The organism is Geobacillus sp. BMUD, assembly GCF_013096845.1.
In the GTDB taxonomy this organism is placed as follows: Bacteria; Bacillota; Bacilli; order Bacillales; family Anoxybacillaceae; genus Geobacillus; species Geobacillus vulcani.
The window spans coordinates 734,651-756,970 of record NZ_SDLA01000001.1 but is presented as its reverse complement, the minus strand read 5'-3'; the positions used below and the strand labels follow the sequence as shown (position 1 = coordinate 756,970).

The 22,320-nt window shown below is 53.6% G+C and carries 21 protein-coding genes, 1 other RNA gene and 1 pseudogene; 8 read left to right on the top strand and 15 right to left on the bottom strand.

The features are described from left to right. Positions 1-2: 2 nt before the first annotated feature. Both ETC05_RS03705 and ETC05_RS03700 read right to left on the bottom strand, forming a co-directional pair. Positions 3-1,205, bottom strand: a complete 1,203-nt coding sequence (locus ETC05_RS03705) for a Ger(x)C family spore germination protein (protein WP_171660386.1) — start codon at positions 1,203-1,205, stop codon at positions 3-5. Then, positions 1,202-2,827 carry a spore germination protein gene (locus ETC05_RS03700; protein ID WP_031409696.1) on the bottom strand — a complete coding sequence of 542 codons (1,626 nt, stop codon included), beginning with the start codon at positions 2,825-2,827 and terminating at the stop codon, positions 1,202-1,204. The genes ETC05_RS03705 and ETC05_RS03700 overlap by 4 nt, the downstream gene beginning before the upstream one ends. A gap of 130 nt (positions 2,828-2,957) precedes the next feature. Between ETC05_RS03700 and ETC05_RS03695 the strand changes: the two genes are divergently transcribed. After that, entirely contained in the window at positions 2,958-3,185 is a 228-nt protein-coding gene (locus ETC05_RS03695; protein WP_031409698.1) for a YczF family membrane protein, read from the top strand. Positions 3,186-3,258: 73 nt separating this feature from the next. Here the strand turns inward: ETC05_RS03695 and ETC05_RS03690 are convergent, their stop codons facing one another. From ETC05_RS03690 to ETC05_RS03675, 4 genes are all read right to left on the bottom strand, one after another. Continuing rightward, on the bottom strand, positions 3,259-4,962 hold the full coding sequence (locus ETC05_RS03690; RefSeq protein ID WP_171660385.1) for an ABC transporter permease: 1,704 nt from the start codon (positions 4,960-4,962) through the stop codon (positions 3,259-3,261). After that, positions 4,937-5,836 (bottom strand): ABC transporter ATP-binding protein, encoded by a 900-nt coding sequence (locus ETC05_RS03685; RefSeq protein ID WP_031409703.1) that lies wholly within the window; start codon positions 5,834-5,836, stop codon positions 4,937-4,939. Before ETC05_RS03685 ends, ETC05_RS03690 begins: the two co-directional genes overlap by 26 nt. Beyond that, positions 5,802-6,209 carry a GntR family transcriptional regulator gene (locus tag ETC05_RS03680; protein ID WP_031409705.1) on the bottom strand — a complete coding sequence of 136 codons (408 nt, stop codon included), beginning with the start codon at positions 6,207-6,209 and terminating at the stop codon, positions 5,802-5,804. The genes ETC05_RS03685 and ETC05_RS03680 overlap by 35 nt, the downstream gene beginning before the upstream one ends. Before the next feature lie 120 nt (positions 6,210-6,329). Then, the gene (locus ETC05_RS03675) at positions 6,330-7,052 is read right to left on the bottom strand and encodes a DUF421 domain-containing protein (protein ID WP_171660384.1); all 723 of its coding nucleotides are present in this window, start codon (positions 7,050-7,052) and stop codon (positions 6,330-6,332) included. Between the two features lie 239 nt (positions 7,053-7,291). On the opposite strand from ETC05_RS03675, the gene ETC05_RS03670 reads away from it, so the two are divergent. From ETC05_RS03670 to ETC05_RS03650, 5 genes and pseudogenes are all read left to right on the top strand, one after another. Continuing rightward, positions 7,292-8,383: a GerAB/ArcD/ProY family transporter gene (locus tag ETC05_RS03670; RefSeq protein ID WP_171660415.1), complete on the top strand. Its 1,092-nt coding sequence runs from the start codon at positions 7,292-7,294 to the stop codon at positions 8,381-8,383. Beyond that, on the top strand, positions 8,383-9,915 hold the full coding sequence (locus ETC05_RS03665) for a spore germination protein (protein WP_031409711.1): 1,533 nt from the start codon (positions 8,383-8,385) through the stop codon (positions 9,913-9,915). The genes ETC05_RS03670 and ETC05_RS03665 overlap by 1 nt, the downstream gene beginning before the upstream one ends. Continuing rightward, positions 9,912-11,060, top strand: a complete 1,149-nt coding sequence (locus ETC05_RS03660; RefSeq protein WP_031409713.1) for a Ger(x)C family spore germination protein — start codon at positions 9,912-9,914, stop codon at positions 11,058-11,060. The genes ETC05_RS03665 and ETC05_RS03660 overlap by 4 nt, the downstream gene beginning before the upstream one ends. A 61-nt stretch (positions 11,061-11,121) precedes the next feature. Further along, positions 11,122-11,442: pseudogene (locus ETC05_RS03655) on the top strand (MFS transporter); the annotation flags it as partial. Positions 11,443-11,562: 120 nt separating this feature from the next. Next, a complete protein-coding gene (locus tag ETC05_RS03650; protein ID WP_171660383.1) occupies positions 11,563-12,855 on the top strand; it encodes a sensor histidine kinase in 1,293 nt (430 codons plus the stop codon). 58 nt (positions 12,856-12,913) lie between these two features. On the opposite strand, the gene ETC05_RS03645 is transcribed toward ETC05_RS03650, so the two are convergent. Next, positions 12,914-13,120: a DUF6501 family protein gene (locus tag ETC05_RS03645; RefSeq protein ID WP_031409717.1), complete on the bottom strand. Its 207-nt coding sequence runs from the start codon at positions 13,118-13,120 to the stop codon at positions 12,914-12,916. Between the two features lie 184 nt (positions 13,121-13,304). Here ETC05_RS03645 and ETC05_RS03640 point away from each other — a divergent pair, with 184 nt between their 5' ends. Then, positions 13,305-14,078, top strand: a complete 774-nt coding sequence (locus ETC05_RS03640) for an SDR family NAD(P)-dependent oxidoreductase (RefSeq protein ID WP_031409719.1) — start codon at positions 13,305-13,307, stop codon at positions 14,076-14,078. Positions 14,079-14,281: 203 nt separating this feature from the next. Further along, positions 14,282-14,458, top strand: coding sequence for a hypothetical protein (locus tag ETC05_RS03635; RefSeq protein WP_167333005.1), 177 nt, complete (start codon positions 14,282-14,284; stop codon positions 14,456-14,458). Between the two features lie 187 nt (positions 14,459-14,645). On the opposite strand, the gene ETC05_RS03630 is transcribed toward ETC05_RS03635, so the two are convergent. The 8 genes from ETC05_RS03630 to ETC05_RS03595 form a co-directional block, all read right to left on the bottom strand. After that, positions 14,646-14,840, bottom strand: coding sequence for an NETI motif-containing protein (locus ETC05_RS03630; protein WP_031409722.1), 195 nt, complete (start codon positions 14,838-14,840; stop codon positions 14,646-14,648). A gap of 125 nt (positions 14,841-14,965) precedes the next feature. After that, entirely contained in the window at positions 14,966-15,115 is a 150-nt protein-coding gene (locus tag ETC05_RS03625; protein ID WP_071880193.1) for a DUF2639 domain-containing protein, read from the bottom strand. A gap of 81 nt (positions 15,116-15,196) precedes the next feature. Beyond that, on the bottom strand, positions 15,197-17,245 hold the full coding sequence (locus ETC05_RS03620) for a transglycosylase domain-containing protein (protein ID WP_031409724.1): 2,049 nt from the start codon (positions 17,243-17,245) through the stop codon (positions 15,197-15,199). Positions 17,246-17,362: 117 nt separating this feature from the next. Continuing rightward, entirely contained in the window at positions 17,363-19,075 is a 1,713-nt protein-coding gene (locus tag ETC05_RS03615) for a DHA2 family efflux MFS transporter permease subunit (protein WP_031409726.1), read from the bottom strand. Between the two features lie 10 nt (positions 19,076-19,085). After that, a complete protein-coding gene (locus tag ETC05_RS03610) occupies positions 19,086-19,727 on the bottom strand; it encodes an HlyD family secretion protein (RefSeq protein WP_031409728.1) in 642 nt (213 codons plus the stop codon). Further along, positions 19,728-20,168, bottom strand: coding sequence for a MarR family winged helix-turn-helix transcriptional regulator (locus tag ETC05_RS03605; protein WP_031409730.1), 441 nt, complete (start codon positions 20,166-20,168; stop codon positions 19,728-19,730). Positions 20,169-20,380: 212 nt separating this feature from the next. Beyond that, positions 20,381-20,570, bottom strand: a non-coding RNA gene (ssrS, locus tag ETC05_RS03600) — 6S RNA. A gap of 62 nt (positions 20,571-20,632) precedes the next feature. Beyond that, a complete protein-coding gene (locus tag ETC05_RS03595; RefSeq protein WP_171660382.1) occupies positions 20,633-22,186 on the bottom strand; it encodes an acyl-CoA carboxylase subunit beta in 1,554 nt (517 codons plus the stop codon). Positions 22,187-22,320 lie beyond the last annotated feature (134 nt).

Genomic DNA, 22,320 nt, shown 5'->3' with positions numbered 1-22,320 from the left:
GCTTATTTGATGTATGGCGTATTTCGCAATCCCGTGCGTCGAATGTAAGCATCCACTTTCACTGTCACCCGAAGATGGGGGAAATAGCGGTCATCCCATTCTTTTTTGATTCTTTTCCACAAGCGGGGATTGGTGCGATGCACCGCCTCGCCAAAACCAAAAACATCCGTTTGTTCATGCTGGGCTGTTTCAATGGCCCGCTTCACTTCCCGTTCAATATCCCGGCTAATCGCCTTTTCCAATTGAAACAATAATCGGTAATCAGCCAAATTGATCGGGACGTACGTCTCACTGATATCCCCTTCCGTTTGAATGTGAACCAAAATCGATGGCCGTCCCTTTTTCCATTGGGGCTTGACCTCCGTTTTCACCCGCACAGTTCGATAGCCAATCGCTTCTTTTTTTTCATTCCAGGGGATCGTGATATTCGTTTGTTTCATTCGATCCAGCACCCAAAGCACGCCTCTTGATGTCGACCCGCTCACCCAGCGAACAAGGCGGTCTTTTTTAAATAACGCCAATCCATCCAAACTAATTCGGACGTTCGGGATCGATGACTGGACGTTCGTTTGCTGTTTGCCGCGCTGGGGATCCCCTTCAATGGTAATACCGGTCATCACCAGATTTCTTCCGGCTCCAGACAAGCTGCGAATCGCCCACCAGACATCGTTGTTGATTGTCTGACCCCAGGACGTCTCAGAAAACTCCAACGTCTTAATAATTTGGTTGGCGGAAATTTTATCAATCGGTGTCAACACGGCTAGCACGTCTTTCGCCGAATGGCCACGGGCAACAACCAGCCGTGAGGTCGTCCGAAACTGGTTGTTCCGTTCCATCGCATCGAATACCCCATTCAGCCCCTCACGCGCTACTTCTTCGCCGATGACCACCAAGTTCGTATGGCCGTAATACAGAATGCGCGACAACTTCTTTGAGGCTTTTCGGCTTGCCTCGACCAACGTGTCTCCGGTGGACGTATACATGGAAACGGGCACGCCGGCCGCCCCGCCGCCACGCTGGGTGGCGCCGGCGACGTTGCCCGGGTTGACGACTTGAAACGAGGCCAAATATCTGCCGTCTTCTGTTTTATCAAGACCAACGGCAATGACAAACGCTAAGTCAGGAAGCTCCTTTTTACTCCAACAGCCAGCCAGCAACACCGCACAGACAACAAAGGACATCAATATGGCGATAGACCGTTTCATGATCCGTCCCCCTTTTCTTGGCGTGTTGGCGCCGGAGGCTGCGGTTTCTGATCCCCCGATTGGCGAATGATATTTTTCTGGTTAATCAGGCGCGGCCGCTCGCGGTACATCCATGTCGGGATTCGAAACAAGGTATCGCCCATATTGGATGGGGTGAACGGAGCGAGCGGCGACATGTATGGCACCCCAAACGAGCGTAAGCTGCATAAATGGAGAATCATAACCAACAACCCCATCATGATGCCGTAAAACCCGAACATCGCCGCTAAAAACATCAACCCGAAGCGGATGAGGCGCGCTGAAATGGCGATGGCAAACGACGGCGTTGCAAAGCTAGCGATCGCCGTGATCGAAACGACGATCACCATCGCCGACGATACAAATCCAGCTTCAACCGCCGCCTGCCCGATGACCAAGGCGCCAACAATCGACACCGCCTGTCCGACTGCACGCGGTAGTCGAATCCCCGCTTCACGCAAAATCTCAAATGTCACTTCCATCATCAACGCCTCGACAAAACCAGGAAACGGCACGGCCTCTCGCTGGGCAGCAATCGCGATGACAAGCTGTGTGGGAATCATTTCTTGGTGAAACGTCGTCGCCGCGATATAAATGGCCGGTGCAACGAGCGAGAGAAAAAAAATCAATACGCGCAAAAAGCGAAGAGCAGTGGCGATATCAAAACGGGCATAATAATCCTCCACCGCTTGGAAAAACTGGATGAACAAAGCCGGTACGATCAGGACAAACGGCGTCCCCTGAATCAAAATCGCAATCCGCCCCTCCAGCAGATTCGCCGCCACCACGTCAGGACGCTCAGTATGATAGATCGTTGGAAACGTCGTAAACGTTTGATCTTCGATTAATTGTTCAATATAACCGGACTCAAGCACGCTGTCCGTATCAATGCGGCGCAGGCGCGCTCTCACTTCTTCGATCACCTCGTCATTGGCAATGCCTTTGATGTACATGATCGCCACATCGGTTTGCGTCATGGTGCCAATTGGCATCGTTTCCAGCCAAAGATTGGGATTTCGAATGCGACGGCGAATCATCGCGGTATTTGTGCGCAGCGACTCCGTAAACCCTTCGCGCGGCCCGCGGACCGCGATTTGCGTTTGCGGCTCCTCGATCGCGCGATATTGGCCGCCTTTGGTGGTGGCGCTGACAGCGGACGGCACCCCGTCCAACAAGATGACGGTTTCTCCGGAAAACAGCTCCAAAAACAGGTGTTCCCAATCGCCGACATGCTTCACCCCACCCACCGCGGTCAACTTTTGTTCGATCCACGGAAACCATTCTTTTTCTGTTAATGACAGTGGAAATGACGCCTCCAGCAGCGGCGTCAGCAAAAACTCGTATACATGTTTTTCGTCAACAAGGCCATCCACAAAGACGATGGCGGCTTTGATGTGCCTCTCTTGGCCAAGCGAAAACCGACGGATGACGACATCGCTGCTTTGTCCCGTCGCTTGGCGGATGATGTCAAGGTTGACGGCCAATTCGGCTGACATCGGCTCTTGCGGGACATCCGCCGCCTCACCGCTACGATCCGGTCCTTCTTGTTTCATCCCGGCGTTGATCTGCTTTTTTTGGCGGCCCATTCCCCATTGAAACAACATGTTTTTCCTCCTCATTCCGCTTCCTTATTCATTATCCCTCATTATTGACACGAAACCGGGTGGACATACTGACTGTGCATCGGTTTTGAATCAATAGCAAAAACTAAAGAAAAACAGCAGGTGGAGCGCCATGAAACTAATTGTTGTTTGGCTGATGTTTGCCTTGCTCGCCATAGGAACGACGGTAAGCATGGATCGGTTGATGGGGATGACCTTGCATCAATCGTTGCATATCGCGCTGAATCCCTTTCGGGTAATGGAAGCACCGGAACTCTTTATTTTATCCTTGTTCATTTTTTTGTTGCTGCTCGATCTATTGAACGTTTGGATGTGGAAACGAAAAAACAAAACGTCTTGACGAACAGGCGTAAAAAAGGGAGGCTGCTCCCCAAACGCACTCGCGCTTTTGGACCAGCCCCGTTTTTTTTTCGTTATTTTTGGATTTTCTCCCATAAATGCCGCTCTTCAAGCCATCGCCGCACATGGGGATTGTACTCATCAAGCGAAAGGCTGAACGTGTCGCCATCGCTTTGCAAAAGCTCGATCTCCCCGTTCCACCCGCGTCCACCGAAGAAACTTTCAGCCGGTTTTTTCCACAAGTCTTGTTTCAAAGCGTTAAGAAACGAGTCGATCTCCTTCGGCTCGGCAAGCACAATTTCTGCCCGCCCGGTTTCCACATTTCGAATCGTCACTTGGCGGATCGGCAAATAGCCGCTTGGACGAAGCAACAAATAATATTGCTGCTTATATTCTTTTGAACCCATGATGCGCTGAAAATGCGACATGTACGGTTCAACCGGCACAACGTAGCGGCGGAGGAGGCGCGTGCCGTCTTTTAGCACATAACCGATCACAACCGGCCGTGCGTTGTCAAAGCGGGACGGCGACGGCTGATCGTGGATGAGCTGCTCATGGAACGCTCTTACAGCCTGAATATTTTCTTGACTGCGCAAAAACTGGTCAACCTCTTCAAAGGAGCGTCCTATCATTCCAGGATGTTCAAAATTCATAGTCGATTGGCCAAAATATACTTGTTTGATGTCTGCAAGCGCTGGCACACGCTGTTCGTAACCGAGAGGATCCCAATGAACAAGCAGGCAGATGGCCCCCATCGCTCCCGCAAACGCGATATACCCTTTCCAACGGTGAAAGATGCGCCACGTTTTCGCAATGACCATCTGGGCAATCGCATACCCGATCAAGGAAAAGCTAATATAGCCGAATACCGTCCAGTTCCACTTGCTTTCCACGTTTCCGAAATAGAAACCGCCAACCAGCCAAAAACAAAATGCCACTCCGTACACAAACAGCGGGCGGAGCGCTGGAAAGGCGAGCGCCTGCCCGGCCGCTTCCGTCGGCCGCCGCTCGTACAACCAAATGGACAAACCGAAAAACAGAAGCGACAACAGCAGCAACAGCCCGGCTTCTCCCGCACCCATCGCTTGATCCGTCAGCATCGCATAACGAATCGGGATCACCCACTGATTCAGTTCGCTCGATAAATAGTACATATCGGGGAATCCGTACAATAATAGCGACAAGTTGCTAAACATAAGGACCATGATGCCGGCCGGGAAAAAGAGGGCAATGTTCGTCAAGACGACATGAATGACCGATTGGCCGACGAGCATCCCAACCACAAAGCCAAGAGCAAAAATAACCGTTTCCACCACCAGCGTCTCGCCGAACCATCGCCATACATCTGCCGCCCCAATCGGCCACGGAAGATCGAGCCCATACAGACACCCAATGGCAGCCAACGCTGTTACTGCAAGCGGCACAATCAAAAGCATCCAGCCAAATAGCCCTTGCCCCACAAGCAGCTCGGTGCGGCGAATGGGCAAGCTATGGATGAAATCAGCCGACCGTTTCTCGTGCATGTAGCGAAGCACACCGGCCGCCGCCAAGATCGGGACAAGCCAAGCAATCAGCGTCTCGAACCCGTTGGATATATCGTAAACGTCTTTCCATGGCGGCACATTTCCGACTTTTGGATCATATTGCGAATACGAAAGCCCTATCGGCAATACGATCGCCGCCAGCCATAACAGCAAATGAACGATGGTAATCCAGCCGATTTGGCGAACATTTTGCGTCCACATGGCCTGGCTAGCCGATAACCGTTTCGCGGACATCAACAACATCCCCCATTTCATACACAAAAATTTCTTCCAACGACAGAGGCAAGACGTCAAGAATGAGCGGAGCAAACGCACGCACCGTCTCTTCGATGAACCGTTTCTCGCCGCGGGCGACAAGCAGGGCGATGCTGCCGCGCTCTTCGCGATGCACGATGTCAAGGCGTTCCGTTAACTCGCTCGGAAACCCGCCGCGAAATGCGACTTGAATTTTATGCATCCCGGCGCGCAGCTCGTTTACATCGCGCTCCATCCGTACGGTCCCTTGCGCCATCAACCCGACGATATCGCATAAATCTTCGAGCTCACGCAAATTGTGTGACGAAATGACAACCGTCATTTCCCGTTCGGCCACCTCTTCAATGAGCAGCTGCTTCACATGCCGGCGGACAAATACATCAAGCCCATCAAGCGGCTCATCCATAATGAGCACATCCGGCTGGACGGAAAAGGCGAGCCAAAACGCCGCTTGGCGCTGCATGCCTTTGGAAAACTGCTGGATTTTTTGATCAAGATCTAGCGAAAAAGCGGATTGCAATTCTCTAAACCGCTCGCGGCTGAACGACGGATACACGCACTCATAAAACTCTGCCATTTGCCGAATCGTCGCGTGGGGAAAAAAGTAGACAAAGTCGGGCAAAAACAAAAGGCGTTGCTTCACCCGGACATTTTCCCACACCTCTTCCCCGTCCACTGCAATCGTTCCGCGATCTTGGCGGAGAATGCCAGCCATCATCTTTAGCAGCGTCGTTTTCCCGGCGCCGTTCGGTCCGAGCAAGCCATAAATCGCTCCCTTGGGCACCATCACGTTCGCTCCCTTGACGGCGGCCAACCGGTCAAACGTTTTCGTCACGTCCACAAGTTGAATCACGATTCTCCCCCTCTTTCTCCCCTTCTCGAATCCATTGCCATAACTGCTCATTTGTTACCCCTAAAAACCGCGCTTCCTTGATCAAACGGATCAACTGTTCGCGAACGGCAGCGATCGCCTCGATGTTTGGTTCTTTCGAGCGCGGGGCGACGAAGCTTCCTTTCCCTGGAATCGAATAAATCCAGCCATCGCGCTCCAATTCGCGATACGCTTTTTGAATGGTGTTCGGGTTGACCATCAGCTGTTTCGCCATCGTCCGAACCGACGGCAGCTGGTCATGCGGCTGCCATAGTTCGCGAACGATCATTTCTTTCATTTTGTCAATCAATTGTTCATAAATCGGCTGGCGACTGCGGATATCAAGCTCAAACATCTCCCCTCCTCCTCTCATTGTCACAACCGTACTATAACTAATAGTACACATAAAACAGAAGAAAGGCAAGAGTGTTTTCCAAAATAAAGAAAGAATCCATCCCCGGATTCTTTCTTCCTCTCATTCCAGCGCCGTCGGCCGCCGTGTTGACCGTTGCAGCTCGCTGGGCTGATACGTCTGAACAAACAATCCATCCCCTTCGAGCCACTCGGCGATCAATACGTCTTTCGGCGAGGCAATTCCTTGTCTTTGTAGTTCAGCGGTCAGCCATTGCTCCGTTTTTCCAAGCTCTGCTAATTCATCTGCCAACAGCTGGCCATCCCGGATCAGCGTCACCGGGACATACACCGGGTGGGGCGGCAGACGGAAATCTTCACGCGTCGTTTTTTGATAATGGGCTTTTTTGAGCACACTGATCTCCCCATCGGCTTCTAAAAAACAAAACGCCACTTCGCGGATCGAAAAGGTCTCATGTTTGCGGAGCAAGCTTTGCAGCTGATTGAGCGTCAAGCGGCTTTTTTTCAAAGCCTCATAATCGATGACGCCGTTTCGAATAAGCGCCGTCGGCTTCCCCTCGCTCCATAAGCGGAACGACAACCATTTTTGGCTCGCATACTCGACCAGAAGCAGCATCGCTCCCCAAAGGGTAATCGAATAGATGATGTACCAAAGGTGAATATGGTCGTCATACAGCGCATTGCCGAGCAGCTCGCCAAGGACAATGGCCGAGATAAACGTAAACGGGCTCATTTGGCTGATCAGCTTTTTGCCGGCGATTTTAACGACGGCGAACAATAGAATAAAGCCGGTAACCAATTCGATGGTCAGATGAAGCCACTTCATGCTGCGCCCCCCTTGCATGCCGTTGATGTTCGCCCTTTCTTCCCTGTATTGTGCCCTCTGCCGTCTGAGAAGTTTCGCTGTTTGTTTTGCGTTCGCACGGATAAATTCTCCGCAGCTGGAAACACTATGGTTCTAGAAGTTCGGTGATCTGCTGTCTTTCGTCCTTCCTACTCGATGGGCTGAAAACGCACCGCTCTCACCGATCTTCTAGAGAGTGCATGGAAAGAAAGGGATCGATGATGAACGAACAGCCGCTTAGCGCCCTGCAACTGTTATGTATGGTCATGCTGTCAGTCGGGCTGATGAATCACGTGATCATCATCCCCTTTATGCTTGAGGCTGCCCATCGCGATGCATGGCTCGCCGCCTTGGGCGCATTGGGGGGCTTGCTTGTCTGGCTGCCGCTGCTTTATTTCACCATCCGACAACTGAACGGCGAGCGGCTGTTTGACTGGCTCAAAGCCCGGTTTTCAAGCGCGGCCGCTTATGCGGCGGCCGGCGGCAGCAGCGCTTTTTTGCTTCTTCACAGCTTCGTCACATTAAATGATACCATCACGTTCACGACGACTTCTTATTTGACAGCGACGCCGAGATGGGCGCTGATTTTGGTCATCGTGATCGTTTGTTTTTATAACGCGTATCGGGGCCTCGACTCGATTGCCAACACAGCGATGATTATTTGGCCGTTCGTCATCGTCTTCGGCTTTTTCGTCATGCTGTCGACTACTCCCCATAAAGACTATTCACTGCTCAAGCCCGTGCTTGAACACGGCATGACGCCCGTGCTTCGCGGCATGATGTACGCAGGGGCGGGGTATGCGGAAGTGATCGTTCTATTGTTTCTTTCCCATCGGCTTCCCCGTCCGTTTTCATGGAAAGCGCTCGCCGCCATCGCCTTCTTCACGGCCGGGCTGAGCATTGGGCCGACGATTGGGGCCATTGCCGAATTCGGCCCCGAGCAAGCGACGCGCCTTCGCTATCCGGCGTTTGAGCAATGGCGGATGGTCAGTTTAGGGACGTATATTGAGCATGTGGATTTTCTGTCGGTCTATCAATGGTTGTCCGGCGCTTTCATCCGCATCTCCTTATCGACAGCACTGATTGTGGAGCTGTTCCCGATCCGTCATCCACACACCCGCCGCTGGGTGCTCATTGTCCTCTACTTGGCGATCACATTGGCGGCACTGGCACCCGGCAGCGATGAACAGTTTTTGCATTTTGTCAAACATTGGGTGCTGCCGGCATCACTCTTGTTTTGGTTTGTGCTGTCCATTTTGTTGAGTGGGTTCGCCTTCTTTGCATACCGTAAACAGAAAAGAGGGGTGACATAATGAAACGACTGATGCGCGCCGCCGAAGGCAAGCGGCTGAAAGACGATTACACAGGACTCGAGACCGTCATCATCTCCGAAGAGGCGTTGCGCACGATGTACGCCAAATGCCCTGACGTCATCATGACAGAAACAGCGATTCCATCCCCATTGCTTGACGGCTCAGCTGTGGTGCATTTGCTGTTTATGTATTGTGAGGAATTGTGCGATACGCAAATGCTGCAAAAGGCCATTTATCCGATGTTCCGCGAGCTGTGCGAACAGCATCCGTGCTTTTCGGCCGCCGACATCGAGAGGCGCAAACCGGCGGCGCTTGAATATATGGGAAAAGAAGTGCGGATCGATGATCTCAACTTCAGGCTGTTTAGCGGCGATTTGCTCATTTATTTTCGCGAAGCCGATGTTTTGTACACGATGCCGCTTGCCAGCCCGCCCAACCGTGACCCGGAAGAGCCGAACACGGAAGTGTCGATCCGCGGGCCAAAAGATGGATTTATTGAAGAAATCAGCAAAAACGTCGCGCTCATTCGCAAACGGCTGCGCTCGCACCGGCTTGTCTATGAACGATTCATCATCGGCACACGCAGCCAGACGAAAGTGGGACTGCTCTATGTCGATGACATTGCCAATACGGCCATCATCGACGAGGTGAGAAGCCGCCTGCTCAGTTTGTACATCGACTCCGTGACCAGCACCAATCAAATTGAGGAATGGCTGTCGGACAGCCGGTTTTCCTTGTTTCCGATGTTCGGCTATACCGGGCGGCCCGATTTTGCCGTCAATTCGCTCCTCAACGGCCGTTTTATCATCCTAGTCGACGGGGCGCCGACCGCCCTGATCGGCCCTGGCAATTTAACCTTTTTGCTGAACACATCGGAAGACAACAACACGTTTTTCTTGTTTGTCGTGTTTCAGCGCCTTCTCCGGCTTGTCGGCACATCAGTCGCCATTTATTTGCCAGGCGCCTGGGTCGCCCTGACTTCCTTCCATCCGGATCAGCTGCCGTTCACCTTGCTGGCGACGCTCATTTTGTCGCGCCAAGGGGTGCCGCTTCCCGTGCCGCTTGAGATGTTCATTATGATGATTTTGTTTGAGGTGTTTAAGGAAGCCGGGATGCGGCTGCCGATCGCCATTGGGCAGACGCTGTCGGTCGTCGGCGGCTTGATTATCGGCCAAGCGGCAATCAATGCCGGGCTCGCCGCTCCAGCGACGCTCGTCATTGCCGCCATTGCTGTCATCTCGACGTTCACGCTCGTCAACCAAAACATCGCCGGCAGCGTCACCCTGCTGCGGTTTATTGTCTTGACGGCCTCTTCCATTCTCGGCCTGTTCGGCTTCATTCTGTCCCTATTTTTGATTTTGACCTATGCGGTCAACTTGCGCACCTTTGGCGTTCCGTACTTGACGCCGCTGGCGCCGCCATCAAAAGATATCGGGAAAGTGTTCATTCCAAGCACATGGAAGCAGTTCCGCACGCGCGACCGCATTGTGCGCCCCAATGATCTCATTGCGAAAGAGAGGGAACAAAAATGAGGAAGCGGCTCATTCCCGTCATCGCTTCCGCTATGCTGCTTGGCGGCTGCTGGGATACGCGCAACATCGACCACATTGTGTATATTCATGCCATTGGGGTGGATTATAAAGATGGCCAAGTGATCGCCTACGTCCAGCTGGTTGGATTCAGCGGCCTCGCCAAAGTCGAAGCGGGGGGCGGCAAGGAAAAAGCCGCCGTTTCCATCGGTAAAGCGGCCGGCGAAACGTTTAACATCGCAACCGACAAAATTTACCCTTCCATTCAACAAAGAGTGTCGTGGGGCCATGTCAAAAGCTTTGTCTTTACAACACGCGCCTTGCAAAAAGGCATCGTGGCCGATGTGATCGACGTGCTCAACCGTTACAACGAAATTCGTCATACGTCGTGGGTGTACGCCACCGATGAGCCGCTTTCCGAGCTGTTTGAAGCGACGCCGCTGTTGAACGCTTCCTCATACTATTCGCTGTTGTCCAACCCGGAAGAAATCTTTCAACAAAGTTCGTTCATCCGTCCCATCCGGCTCAGCCGACTAATTGCCGATATGGATGAAAAAGCCGCCACGGCAAGAATTCCTTCCTTAACGGTCGACCGCCGGCGCTGGATCGAAAATAAAAAACCGAAACCGATGTTGGCGGTTTCCGGTGTCTGTTTTCTTCACGATTACACTCTGCAAGGATGCAGCCGCCGTTCCGACTTAGAGGGGTTGCGCTGGCTCGAACACGACATTCGCCGCACCCCAATTTATGTCAAACAAAAAGGGAAAACGGTCGCTTCTCTTGTCGTCCGGGACCCGAAAACGAAATGGTCGGTCAAGACAAAGGACGGAGAACCCGCTTTTACTGTCCAAGTCGAGGCCCAAGGAAGCATCATCGAACTGCGCAAGCCGCTCTCGCGAAAACAGCTGACCAAACTGGCGGAGCAAACGGTGAAGCGAGAGATCCGTCACCTGTATGAACTGGGCAGGAAGCGGCAGATCGATCTATTGAATCTATCGGAGCAGCTGTATCGCCAGCGTCCGGATATTTGGAAGCAACATCAATCCAACGGCCTCATCCCCCTTGGCGACAACACGCTGTCCGTGAGCGTCAAGCTGGCGATCGGGGCATCCGGAAAAGAAAAGTTGAATTACCGGGCCGGTGATTGAAAAGACAAAAAAATAAAGTATAATTAGGAATATTACGATATATTTTGAACGGGGGAGAACGATGAACACCCGTACAGAGCGAACGAGCGCCGTCGGCATGACCATCTCCCCCATTTTGTTCGCCGTCAGCCTCGGCCACTTTTTGAACGAGGCGATGCAAGCGGTCATCCCGGCGCTCTTTCCGATTTTGCAGCCGTCAATGAAGCTGTCGTATACACAAATCGGTTGGACCGCGTTTTGACGTCATCTGTCATGCAGCCGGTCGTCGGCTTATGGACGGACCCGGACGCCGGCGCCGTACTTTCTGCCGCTCCTCGGCATGGCGGCAAGTTTGCTCGGCATGGCCGAGGCTGCTTTTGCGCCGAATTTTTGGTTGGCCTTATAGGCAATGCGTGCTGTTGGACGTATAGAATCTATAAGCCACAAATCTATTTTTCTTTCAACCTTTTCCGAGTTATAATGGAAAACGATGATGTTCATTATCATTTAGGAGATTTTTTGTATGGCAGGTTTTTATATCAATCAGCACGTGCTCAATAACTTGTTTTATATTTTGGTCACCGTCTTTGCTTTTTCGTTTCTTTATGATCATAGCCGTGCGGCTCAGCGCCGGCCGTTCTATGGCCGGGCGCTGCTTGGCGTCTGCTTGGCGCTGGCGGCTGTGCTGTGCATGAAGTTTCCCATTTACATCGATCCGATTTGCGTCCATGATTTCCGGCAAATTCCGTTTTTGCTTGGAACGCTGTATGGCGGAGGCGGCTTAGGGGCGGTGCTGTTTGTCGTCTTGATGCTAGCGCGCACTATTTTGTATGGCTTTCAACCGCTGACATTCATCGTTTACGCCATCATGTTCGCCATCACAGCAGCTGTTTCTCCTCTGTTTCGCAAGCTGCCCCGAACAAGCAAGCTCATGATGTCGCTCGGACTGACGTTTTTGCTGGCGGTGGTGGTGACGTTTGTTGCCATTCTCATCGCCGATTTTCCCGTGACAAAACCGTATATTGTCTATTTCATTCTGTTGCCACCGTTTGTCACGATGTTTGCCGTCTATGTGATGGAGACGCTTCTTGAAGCGCAGTGCGCCCGCGCAGAACTAATAAAAATGGAAAAAATGGAAATTGTCAGCCAAATGGCGGCGAGCATTTCGCATGAAATCCGCAACCCGCTCACCGTTGTCAAAGGGTTCATCCAATTGTTGCAAACGGGGCGTTTGCCGCGCGAAACGGAGGAGCGGTACATCCGCATCGCTTTAGAAGAACTTGAGCGGGCGGAAACGATCATTCGCGACTATTTGACGTTCGCCAAACCGGCGCCAAAAGAGATGGAGCCGATCGATGTCGCCGCCCAGCTTCAAAAAGTGCTGCAAATGATTACACCGATGGCTCGTATGCATTCCATCGATGTGTTTTCTTCTCTTGAGCATGGCGTGGTCATCGGAAATGTGCAATATTTTCAACAATGTTTTCTCAATTTGTTGAAAAACAGTATTGAGGCGATGCCAAACGGCGGAACGCTCCGCGTCGCAGTCCAAAACCGAGAAACGTCGATCGTCATCACTATTTCTGACAACGGCATCGGCATGACGAAAGAGCAAGTGCGCCGTTTCGGCGAACCATACTTCAGCACAAAAGAAAAAGGAACGGGGCTTGGCGCGATGGTCGCTGTCAAAATCATCGAGCAAATGGGCGGAACGTGGGAAATCGAAAGCGCCGTCCAAAAAGGAACGACGTTGACGATCACCTTGCCGGCAAGCCGGGTGCAGCCACCGACAGCGGGACGAAGCGCGGCCGGCTGAGCGAAAAAACGGATGCCCTGATTTCAGGCATCCGTTTTGTTCTTAGTGATTGGCGCGATCACTGGACTTCTTCAAAATAATCTTTGTAAAACCCGCCGACTTTCCCGCTGTTGTCGATCACAAAATAAAACTCGTCCGTTTCGTTTTTCACTTCGTACACGTTGCCCGGCGTCAACACATTGCTGACCATGTACTTTTCCGCGTTCGTATGGACGCATTTCACTTTTTTGATCGTCGGCCGGGTCGCCCATGTGTAATGGATCATGGCGTCATCTCCTTCTTCTTTATGCTGTTCCCCTTATTATTGTAACGGCCGAACTCTTTCCTTGCAACGTTCCGCGCCCAGCAGGCCGCCTCGCCGTTGGCGGCGGCGGACAGCCGTGCTATAGTGGAACTGTGCGCACACCCGCCGACAAGCTAGGCCATCATGCCTGAAAGGAGAGATGCTGATGTTTTTGCCTTCGTTCCGTTTGGACGGAAAAACAGCGCTTGTGACCGGAGCCGGGCGCGGCATCGGGCGGGCGATCGCCATCGGATTCGCCGAAGCCGGAGCGGACGTAGCGCTCATCGCCCGGACGAAAGCCGATTTGGAAGAAACGGCAAGCCACATTGAGCAGCTCGGGCGAAAAGCGTACATATGGCCGATCGATGTCACTGACCGGGAAGCGGTGCACGAGGCGGTCACCGGCGTCAAGCAACAGGCTGGATCCCTTGAGATCGTCGTCAACAACGCCGGAATGAACATCCGCACCCCGGCTTTGGAGGTGACAGACAACGAATGGGAATTGATCATGAACACCAACTTGAAGTCCGCGTTTCTCGTCTCGCAAGAAGCGGGGCGCGTGATGAAAGAACAAGGGCGGGGCGGCAAAATCATCAACATTGCCTCGGTCGCCGGTCATGTCGCCTTGCGCACCGGCGTTGTGTACGCCGCAACCAAAGCAGCGCTCATCCAAATGACGAAAGTGCTGGCGTTTGAGTGGGGGCGCTATGGCATTCTCGTCAACGCCATCGGCCCATGGTATTTCCGCACGCCGCTCACCAAAGCGTTGCTTGAAGACGAAGCGTACGTGAACGACATTATCGCCGTCACCCCGCTCAGACGGATCGGCGAGCTGCCTGAACTCGTCGGTCCAGCTGTGTTCCTCGCCTCTGATGCGGCCAACTACATCACCGGCCAAACGCTGTTTGTCGACGGCGGCATGACAATCCACGGTTTTTGATAAAGCGCAGCCCCAGCGGGCACGCTATAAACATCCTAGAAGGCCGGTGAAAAACCGCTGTCACACACCAATCGGCGGCATTTTCATTCAGAAAAGAAAGCTGATTCTGCGAGGTTTCTCTAATTGAGAAATAAATGGAATCAGCAGTATTTTGCACTAAATCACCAGCCTTCTAGATCATCTCAACAAGGAGGCCGCAAAACATGAGCGAACAAGAAAGCAAACGGCAATTTCAGGACGACTTGGACCAATACCGGATGGACAACGTCACCCATGCGCCGAAACACTACGTGTACCAAGTCGGTTACGAAGCGTCCAGCGGCAACCCGACCGGCGACCATCGGGAAGCGAAAAAAACGCGCGAATGGCCGCACAGCTGAAGAGGTTGGCCTCAAAAAACCGTCGTGTTCGGCCGAAGCAGCGGCGTGAATACGCCTGATGCGGCGGATCAGGAGGGGGAGCTCACTGCCTTTGGGAGACTCCCTCCTTTTGCTGTTGGCATGGAAAGTCGGCAACGAAACGCAAGCCATGACGGGCGGCTGAGGACGCCTCTGGCGACGCCTCTGGCTACGGTTCGTCGCGCACGGCCTCAAATTCAATGATGCGCCCACAAGGCTCAACCGTCGTTTCACCGTTCGCTTCCACTTCGCGGAAAATCGGCTGCTCGACGCGGCGGATGGGACGGTATCCTTCTCGTTTCATCCGTTCTAAACAGGCGGCAAGCGTTTCCCCTTCCGCTACGGTAAATCGTTTTTTCTTCATCGCTTTCCTGGCCAAAGAGGCGCGCCCTCCCTCCTCCCACTAGAAATGTTGACATATCAAGGCTTCACGGCCTTTCCTTATAACTATTGTACCCCAAAAAAGAAGCCGGATCCTTGTCGTCCGGCTCAGCGCGTTTTTTGCACATATTTTCGGTACAGCCCGTACAGCTCCGTCGCCTTGTACGTTTCAATTTTTTTCCGTCCAACCGGATGACGGGCAATACCTGCCTTTTTCAACTCAGCCACAAGCCATCCTTTCGAGCCGAAATGCGCCATGGGCGCTCCCCCTCCTTTTTCGTGCGGCTTGTCTTTATGTATATGCGCCCAAACAAAGGTTGAGAACGCCTTGGACAACAGCTATTCGCGCTTGCCGCCATGCCCTTTTCCGTGCTTTTTTTCTTTTTTCTCTTTTTTGTTTTTTCCTTTTTCATGGCCGGGCGGACGCGGTTTTTCCTTCACCTTTGGCGGCACGGATTCAGGCGCCTTTGGCTCACGTTTTTTGTGTTCTCGTTCCGCTTGTTTCACAAGCGGCAGCGAGAAGCGGACGACAGGCTGGCCGGCCAGCGCTTTTTCCATCATATGGCGGAAAATGATGGCCGCCGTTTCCCCGCTCGTCGTCGTCAAATAATGCGTGCGATCCGGCCGGTCATAGCCGAGCCAAAGCGCACCGACCAGCTGCGGCGTATAGCCGACCATCCATTGGTCTTTCACCCCGTCGATGCCGGGGATCGTCATTTCGGTCGACCCGGTTTTGCCCGCAAGCTCCCGCCCCGGGATGGCAGCGCGCTTCCCGGTCCCTTCGCGGATGACGCCTTCAAGCAAAAACGTCATTTGCTGCGCCACTTTCTTGGACGTGACAACCGTTCGCCGCGGCTTCCACTCCGCCACTTTGCGGCCGTAAGCATCGACGATTTTCGTAATGAGATGGCCGTCCAAACGGACGCCATCATTGGCGAATACGGCGTACGCTTCGGCCATCTTAAGCGGTGACACGCCTCGGGACATGCCGCCAAGCGCGATGCCGAGCTGGCGGTCCTCTTTTTCCAACGGCAAGCCGAACCGGTGCAGCGCCTCCATCCCTTTGTCAAGGCCGATCTCGTTTAACAGCCAGACGGCCGGCACGTTGAGCGAATGAATGACCGCCTCATACATCGTCACCGTGCCGCGGTACGTGTGGTCGTAGTTTTGCGGGCGATAGCCGCCGAGATTGAGCGGCTCGTCTTTGAGCGGTGAAAACGGCCCGTACCCTTGTTCGAGCGCCGGCGTATACACGGCGAGCGGCTTAAGCGCTGACCCCGGTTGGCGCCTGAGCTCAGTGGCGCGATTGAAACCGCGGAACACATGGCGGCCGCGGCCGCCGACTAACGCCTTCACCCCGCCCGTTTTCGGGTCGAGAAGCACTGCTCCGCTTTGGACAGGCACACCGTCCGGGCTGGACGGAAACAGCGAATCATTCGCATATACGGCTTCAAGCGCTTGCTGCATGTTCGGGTCAAGCTCCGTGTAAATGCGGAGCCCCCCGGAAAGGACATCGCTTTGCGTCAAGCCGTAGCGCGTGATCGCTTCGCGGATCAGCTCATCGACATAATAAGGATACTTCCCGGCATACGGGTCGCGTTTTGGTTCCTGTTGAATGGCAATGTGCTCGTTTTTCGCGGCGATCCACTCTTGATCATCGATATAGCCTTGCTCTTTCATGAGCGACAATACGACATTGCGCCGGGCAATCGCCTTCTTATAATGCCGAAGCGGAGAGAAAGCTGATGGGGCTTTCACCAATCCTGCGAGCATAGCCGACTCGCTGAGCGTCAGTTCAGAGACGTCTTTGCCGAAATATGTTTTCGCCGCGCTGGCCACCCCCCATGCCCCCGCACCGAAATAAATGCGATTGATGTACATTTCTAAAATTTCTTTTTTGCTGTACGTACGCTCAATTTTTTGTGCGATCAACCATTCCTTCCATTTGCGTGTCAACGTTTTTTCATTCGTTAAAAAGACGTTTTTCGCCAGCTGTTGAGTGATCGTGCTGCCGCCCTCGACCCACGCCCCGGCGCGAATGTTGCGCCACATCGCGCGCAAAAGCCCATAATAATCGACGCCATCATGCTCGTAAAAGCGGCGGTCTTCCGTCGCGACGATGGCCTCAAGAAAATAGTTGGGCACCCTATCGATCGGCACTTCTTCGATGTTTGCCGCCGCGAGCTTGCTCGCGATGCGGCCGTGTTCATCATAAATGATTGTCGCTGCCGGCAACGGTGTTTCCAAGGCGGCAATGTTTTGTCGATCAATCGCCCACTGGAGCGCAGCAACAACGGCGGCCAAAGCCAAGGCGGCGGCAACGAGCGCCTGCAGCCAACACCGTCTTCGTCTTGTTTGTCTCATTTGCTGCCTGCTTTGCGCCTCCACAATGTTCCCCCCTGTCGCTTCGTCACGATTATACGATTCGCAGCCGGCCGCCCGTTTTCGTCTCTTTTTCATGGCTCAAAACAAAAAAGAAGCGGCCGTGTGTGCCGCTTCCCTTGTTTACGCCGATGGCGATTTCTGCTTTTTTCCTTTTAAGAAGAACGCCATGACGAGCGCCACCACCGTTAAGCCAGTAGCGACGAAAAAGGCGTCGTTGATCCCCTGGACCGTTGACTGTTGCTGCACCAGTCCATACAACAGCTGGGCGATCGCCTCATCGCTTGGGATCGCCTGTTTCAATTGACCGACAAGGCTCATGAACAACGGATTGTTTTCCGTCATTTCATTGCGGTACGTTTCCACATGGAATTTTGTCCGGTTGGACATGATCGTCACCAAAAACGCCGTCCCGAGCGAAGCGGCCACTTGACGGATCGTATTCGACATTGCCGTGCCATGGCTGTACAGATGACGCGGCAAGGCGTTTAACCCTTCGGTCATGATCGGCATCCCGAGCATCGACATGCCGAACATCCGGAAAATATAAAGCCAAATCAACTGGCTGTAGGGCGTATCCATCGTGAGCTTGCTGAATTCCCACGTCGTCACAGCGGTGATGATCAAGCCGACAATAGCGAGCATCCGCGCGCCGATGCGGTCAAACACCCAACCGGAGATCGGCGACATGATCGCCATGACGATCGCCCCCGGCAGCAACAGCAAACCGGCATCGAGCGGCGTAAAGCCGCGCAAGTTTTGCAAATACACGGGAAGCAAGACCATCGCGGCAAACATCGCCATGTTGATGACCGAACCGATGACGGTCGCCAACGTAAACACCGGGTAGCGGAACACGCGGAAATTGAGCACCGGATGCTCCGAGCGGAGCGAACGCCATGTAAACATGATGAGGAACAAGGCGCCGATGACGAGCGAAACCACGACCTCCGTCTCGCCCCATCCTTTGCTGCCGGCTTCGCTGAAGCCATATAGAACGCCGCCAAACCCGATCGTGGAGTAGACCGCCCCTTGCACGTCCAGCACTGGATTGCCTTTACGCGGCGTATATTTCAACCAGACGGAGGCAAGCACAATGTCTAACAGCGCAATCGGCAAAACGACGTAAAACAACAGCCGCCATGTATAATGTTCCACAAGCCATCCGGACAGCGTCGGCCCGACCGCCGGCGCAAACATCATGGCGATTCCCACCGTCCCCATCGCCACCCCGCGGCGTTCTGGCGGGAAAATCGACAACATAATGACCATCATCAGCTGCATAATAATGCCGGCTCCCACCGCTTGCGTCAACCGTCCGGCAAGCATGACGGCAAACGATGGAGCGATCGAGCAAACAAACGCGCCGATGGCGAAAAACGACATGCCCGATAAAAACAGCCGTTTCGCTGGAAACTTGGCGATTAAAAACGGGCTGATCGGGATGAGCACTCCGTTGACGAGCATATAGCCGGTCACGAGCCATTGAATCGTCGACGTTTCCACGTTGAAATCTTGCATCATATGCGGCAAGGCGACGTTGATCAACGTTTGATTTAAAATGGCGACAAACGCGCCAAGCATGACCGTCGCCACAACCTTGCCGCGGCTGCCGATATCCCCGAGGCCGCCTTGCCCAGCTGGGGCGGTCGAACGCCCATCCGTTTCTGTCGACGGCTGCGCTTTCGTTTCCTCCACCGGTCGAGCGTTGGCTTCCGCCGCTTCATCGGCCGCCTTCACTGCGGCTGAAGCCGATTTGCGGCGGCGCAGCGCGATGTTGACCGCCGCCAAGACCAAAACGGCAAACACAGTATATCCCATAACAAATGCTGTCATCTTCCATCACCTACTTATGAATGCGGACGGTGACGTTCATGCCCGGCACAAGTCCGGCTCCGCTGTAGTTGTCAATGGAAATCGTCACCGGGATGACTTGGGTCACTTTCGTGTAGTTGCCGGTTGCATTGGAACTTGGCAGCAGACTGAACGTATTCGCTGTCGCGTTGCCGATTTTTTCGACTTTGCCGCTGAACTTGCGATCCGGATACGCGTCCACATAAATATCGACGTCTTGCCCGACTTTTACGTCTTCAATATCCGTCTCTTCAATATTCGCCGTCACCCACAAATCGTTCAAATCAAACCCGCGGGCCAGCGCCATCCCCGCGGCGACAAACGAGTCTTTGACCGCGTTTTGCTGCACGATCGTCATCCGATGCGGCACGGTCACCGGCACCGTTGTTTTGCCGTCAAACACCTCGCCGATTTCTTCCCCAGCTGAGAAGGTTTTTCCCGTGTCGCCCCGCCAGGATGTCAGTTTTCCGGACAGCGGCGCAGCAACCGAGATGACCTGGCCGTCGATGCGGGCGTTGTCCGTTTTAATGTAGTTCGTTGCTTCATTCACATAGTAGTAGGCGGCAAAGCCTCCACCGACAAGCAAAATGAGCACAATGATGTTCAACGCAACCAATCGTTTCACGTTCACCATCTATTCCTCCCCAAGTAAAATCGCTTTGATTTTTTCATGAAGATGCAAAAACTGTTCAATCTCCTCTGGAGAGACGAGTTCTTGAATGCGGCGAAGCCGCCGGCGCAGCACCGACTGCTCGCCAAACGCTTCCAACACCGTCTCTTTTCCTTTTTCCGTCAAACTCAAAATGACCGCCCGCCGATCTTGTTTCGACGGCTCGCGGACAACAAGGCCGGCGCCGACGAGCCGGTCGACCGTGCCGCTCACATTGCTGTTGCTTAAATTGAGCTTTTCCGCCAAATCCTGAAGGCGGATATATTCCTTTTTCATCAGCGTGTACAGCACGACCAGTTGCACTTCCGTAATCCCAACGCGAGCGGCATCTTCACGGATGAGCCGATACAGCGCCTTTTGCGTCCGGAAGACGGCGTACATGATGTCTCGGCTGATTCCTTCCATACCTCCCCCCTCCTTGCCTCATCTTTCTTATTGGAATAGTTTCAATACGAATTATTCCTGCACGAAATATGATTATAACATGGAAACAGGGAAAATCAACTATATTGTTTCGTGTTTTTGACCAAACATACGCGACCAACATCAAGACCAAAAAAGCGTCCAACTGGATGTCCTTCATCCAGTTGGACGCTTTTGCCGTCTCTCATTCGTGAATCCGCGCCGCGGTTGCCGTCGACTGAATGCAGTTTCTCAACCACGCTCCACCAAGTGGGTGTTCGCAGAAGCGTTCCTGCCGTCCTCCATCACGAATATTGAGGCATGACATTCCCGCTTCAATGTAGAACTCCCTTTCTATTGCCATCGGTTGAAACTTCATTCTACAACGCACAACGCAGCAGCGGATTGGTGATTATTATGATACATGATCTGCTGCTCCTTGACAAGAGGGACAGCCATCCATTTTTTCAAACGGGATACACCCCATGCTTCCGCTCAGAAAAGACCATATACTTGGACATATAGGCCTCAAATCGCCGAATCAGCTCGTTGCGCAACTCGTTCGGCGCAATGATTCCATCGACGACCAGCTCGGAAGCGAGCCGGTAAATATCGATGTCACGCCGGTATTCCTCGCGTTTTTGTTCGACAAATGCCGCCCGCTCTTCTGGCGGCAGCTCGGCAATTTTGTTGGCGTAAACGGCGTTGACGGCCGCTTCCGGCCCCATGACGGCGATTTGCGCATTCGGAAGCGCCAAACAGCAATCCGGTTCAAACGCCGGCCCGGCCATGGCGTACAGTCCGGCCCCGTACGCTTTGCGGACGATGACCGAGATTTTTGGCACCGTCGCTTCCGACATGGCCGCGATCATTTTCGCCCCATGGCGGATAATGCCGGCCCGCTCGACTTTCGTGCCGATCATAAAGCCAGGGACGTCGGCCAAAAGCAAAAGCGGGATATGGAACGCGTCGCAAAGCGTGATGAATTTCGCCGCTTTATCAGCCGAATCGTGGAACAACACGCCGCCTTTGACGCGCGGCTGGTTGGCAATGATGCCGATCGGCTGGCCGGCAAGGCGCGCCAGTCCCGTAATGATTTCCGGCGCAAACAGTTTTTTGATTTCACAAAACGATCCTTCGTCAATGATCCGCTCAATCAAATCATACATGTTGAACGGCGCATTTTGATTTTCCGGCACAATGTCTTCGATCGTTTTGTCAAACGATTTCGGCGGCTTGGCCTCGACCACCGGCGGCTTTTCGCTGTAATTGGATGGAAAATACGACAAATAACGTCGCGCATAGGCAATCGCTTCTTCTTCCGTTTTCACGAGCACGTCGCCGCAGCCGGAGACGGTGCAATGCATGCGGGCGCCGCCCATCTCTTCGAGCGTCACTTTTTCCCCGATCACCATTTCCGCCATGCGCGGCGAGCCTAAGTACATCGAGGCATTGCCTTCCACCATGATGACGATATCGCAAAACGCGGGAATATAGGCGCCGCCGGCTGCTGATGGACCGAACAGCAGGCACACTTGCGGCACTTTGCCGGACAGCTTCACCTCATTGTAAAAAATGCGCCCCGCCCCGCGCCGGCCGGGGAACATTTCCAGCTGGTCGGTAATGCGGGCGCCGGCCGAGTCCACCAAATAAATGATCGGACAGCGCAGCTTTTCCGCCGTCTCTTGGATGCGAATGATTTTTTCGACCGTGCGCGCTCCCCACGAGCCGGCTTTGACGGTCGAATCGTTCGCCATCACGCAGACAATGCGGCCATTGATTTTGCCGATGCCGGTCACCACCCCGTCAGCCGGCAAATCGCCCGCCAAACAGTTGGCAAACAATCCGTCTTCCACTTCCAAACCGTTATCAAGCAGCAAGTTCAGCCGCTCGCGAACAAACAATTTCCCTTGGGCCGCATTTTTTTCATGATATTTTGGCGCCCCACCTTTCTTGATCTCCGCCGCTCTTTTCTCCAGCTCCGCTGCGAGCGTGTCGTGTTGGTTGGCTGTTTCCTTCATCTCGTTGTTTCCCCTCCTTGTTTTGATGGATCTGGCTGTTCCATCCCGCGTGTTCGTCTGGAACAAGGTTGGATGCCGTGTCGGATCCCCGCGAAAAGCCGGGTCGGCGAAAGCGCTTCGTGCGGCTTCCGGCC

What these genes read in the sequence shown, in the direction of transcription:
- ETC05_RS03605 (WP_031409730.1), bottom strand. Translation starts at nt 20,168, where the DNA reads ATGGAAGGAATCAGCCGAGACATCATGTACGCCGTCTTCCGGACGCAA.
- ETC05_RS03690 (WP_171660385.1), bottom strand. Translation starts at nt 4,962, where the DNA reads ATGTCCGCGAAACGGTTATCGGCTAGCCAGGCCATGTGGACGCAAAAT.
- ETC05_RS03625 (WP_071880193.1), bottom strand. Translation starts at nt 15,115, where the DNA reads ATGGCGCATTTCGGCTCGAAAGGATGGCTTGTGGCTGAGTTGAAAAAG.
- ETC05_RS03700 (WP_031409696.1), bottom strand. Translation starts at nt 2,827, where the DNA reads ATGTTGTTTCAATGGGGAATGGGCCGCCAAAAAAAGCAGATCAACGCC.
- ETC05_RS03695 (WP_031409698.1), top strand. Translation starts at nt 2,958, where the DNA reads ATGAAACTAATTGTTGTTTGGCTGATGTTTGCCTTGCTCGCCATAGGA.
- ETC05_RS03705 (WP_171660386.1), bottom strand. Translation starts at nt 1,205, where the DNA reads ATGAAACGGTCTATCGCCATATTGATGTCCTTTGTTGTCTGTGCGGTG.
- ETC05_RS03650 (WP_171660383.1), top strand. Translation starts at nt 11,563, where the DNA reads ATGGCAGGTTTTTATATCAATCAGCACGTGCTCAATAACTTGTTTTAT.
- ETC05_RS03595 (WP_171660382.1), bottom strand. Translation starts at nt 22,186, where the DNA reads ATGAAGGAAACAGCCAACCAACACGACACGCTCGCAGCGGAGCTGGAG.
- ETC05_RS03680 (WP_031409705.1), bottom strand. Translation starts at nt 6,209, where the DNA reads ATGTTTGAGCTTGATATCCGCAGTCGCCAGCCGATTTATGAACAATTG.
- ETC05_RS03665 (WP_031409711.1), top strand. Translation starts at nt 8,383, where the DNA reads ATGAAACGACTGATGCGCGCCGCCGAAGGCAAGCGGCTGAAAGACGAT.
- ETC05_RS03635 (WP_167333005.1), top strand. Translation starts at nt 14,282, where the DNA reads ATGAGCGAACAAGAAAGCAAACGGCAATTTCAGGACGACTTGGACCAA.
- ETC05_RS03630 (WP_031409722.1), bottom strand. Translation starts at nt 14,840, where the DNA reads ATGAAGAAAAAACGATTTACCGTAGCGGAAGGGGAAACGCTTGCCGCC.
- ETC05_RS03660 (WP_031409713.1), top strand. Translation starts at nt 9,912, where the DNA reads ATGAGGAAGCGGCTCATTCCCGTCATCGCTTCCGCTATGCTGCTTGGC.
- ETC05_RS03610 (WP_031409728.1), bottom strand. Translation starts at nt 19,727, where the DNA reads ATGGTGAACGTGAAACGATTGGTTGCGTTGAACATCATTGTGCTCATT.
- ETC05_RS03615 (WP_031409726.1), bottom strand. Translation starts at nt 19,075, where the DNA reads ATGACAGCATTTGTTATGGGATATACTGTGTTTGCCGTTTTGGTCTTG.
- ETC05_RS03640 (WP_031409719.1), top strand. Translation starts at nt 13,305, where the DNA reads ATGTTTTTGCCTTCGTTCCGTTTGGACGGAAAAACAGCGCTTGTGACC.
- ETC05_RS03675 (WP_171660384.1), bottom strand. Translation starts at nt 7,052, where the DNA reads ATGAAGTGGCTTCATCTGACCATCGAATTGGTTACCGGCTTTATTCTA.
- ETC05_RS03670 (WP_171660415.1), top strand. Translation starts at nt 7,292, where the DNA reads ATGAACGAACAGCCGCTTAGCGCCCTGCAACTGTTATGTATGGTCATG.
- ETC05_RS03645 (WP_031409717.1), bottom strand. Translation starts at nt 13,120, where the DNA reads ATGATCCATTACACATGGGCGACCCGGCCGACGATCAAAAAAGTGAAA.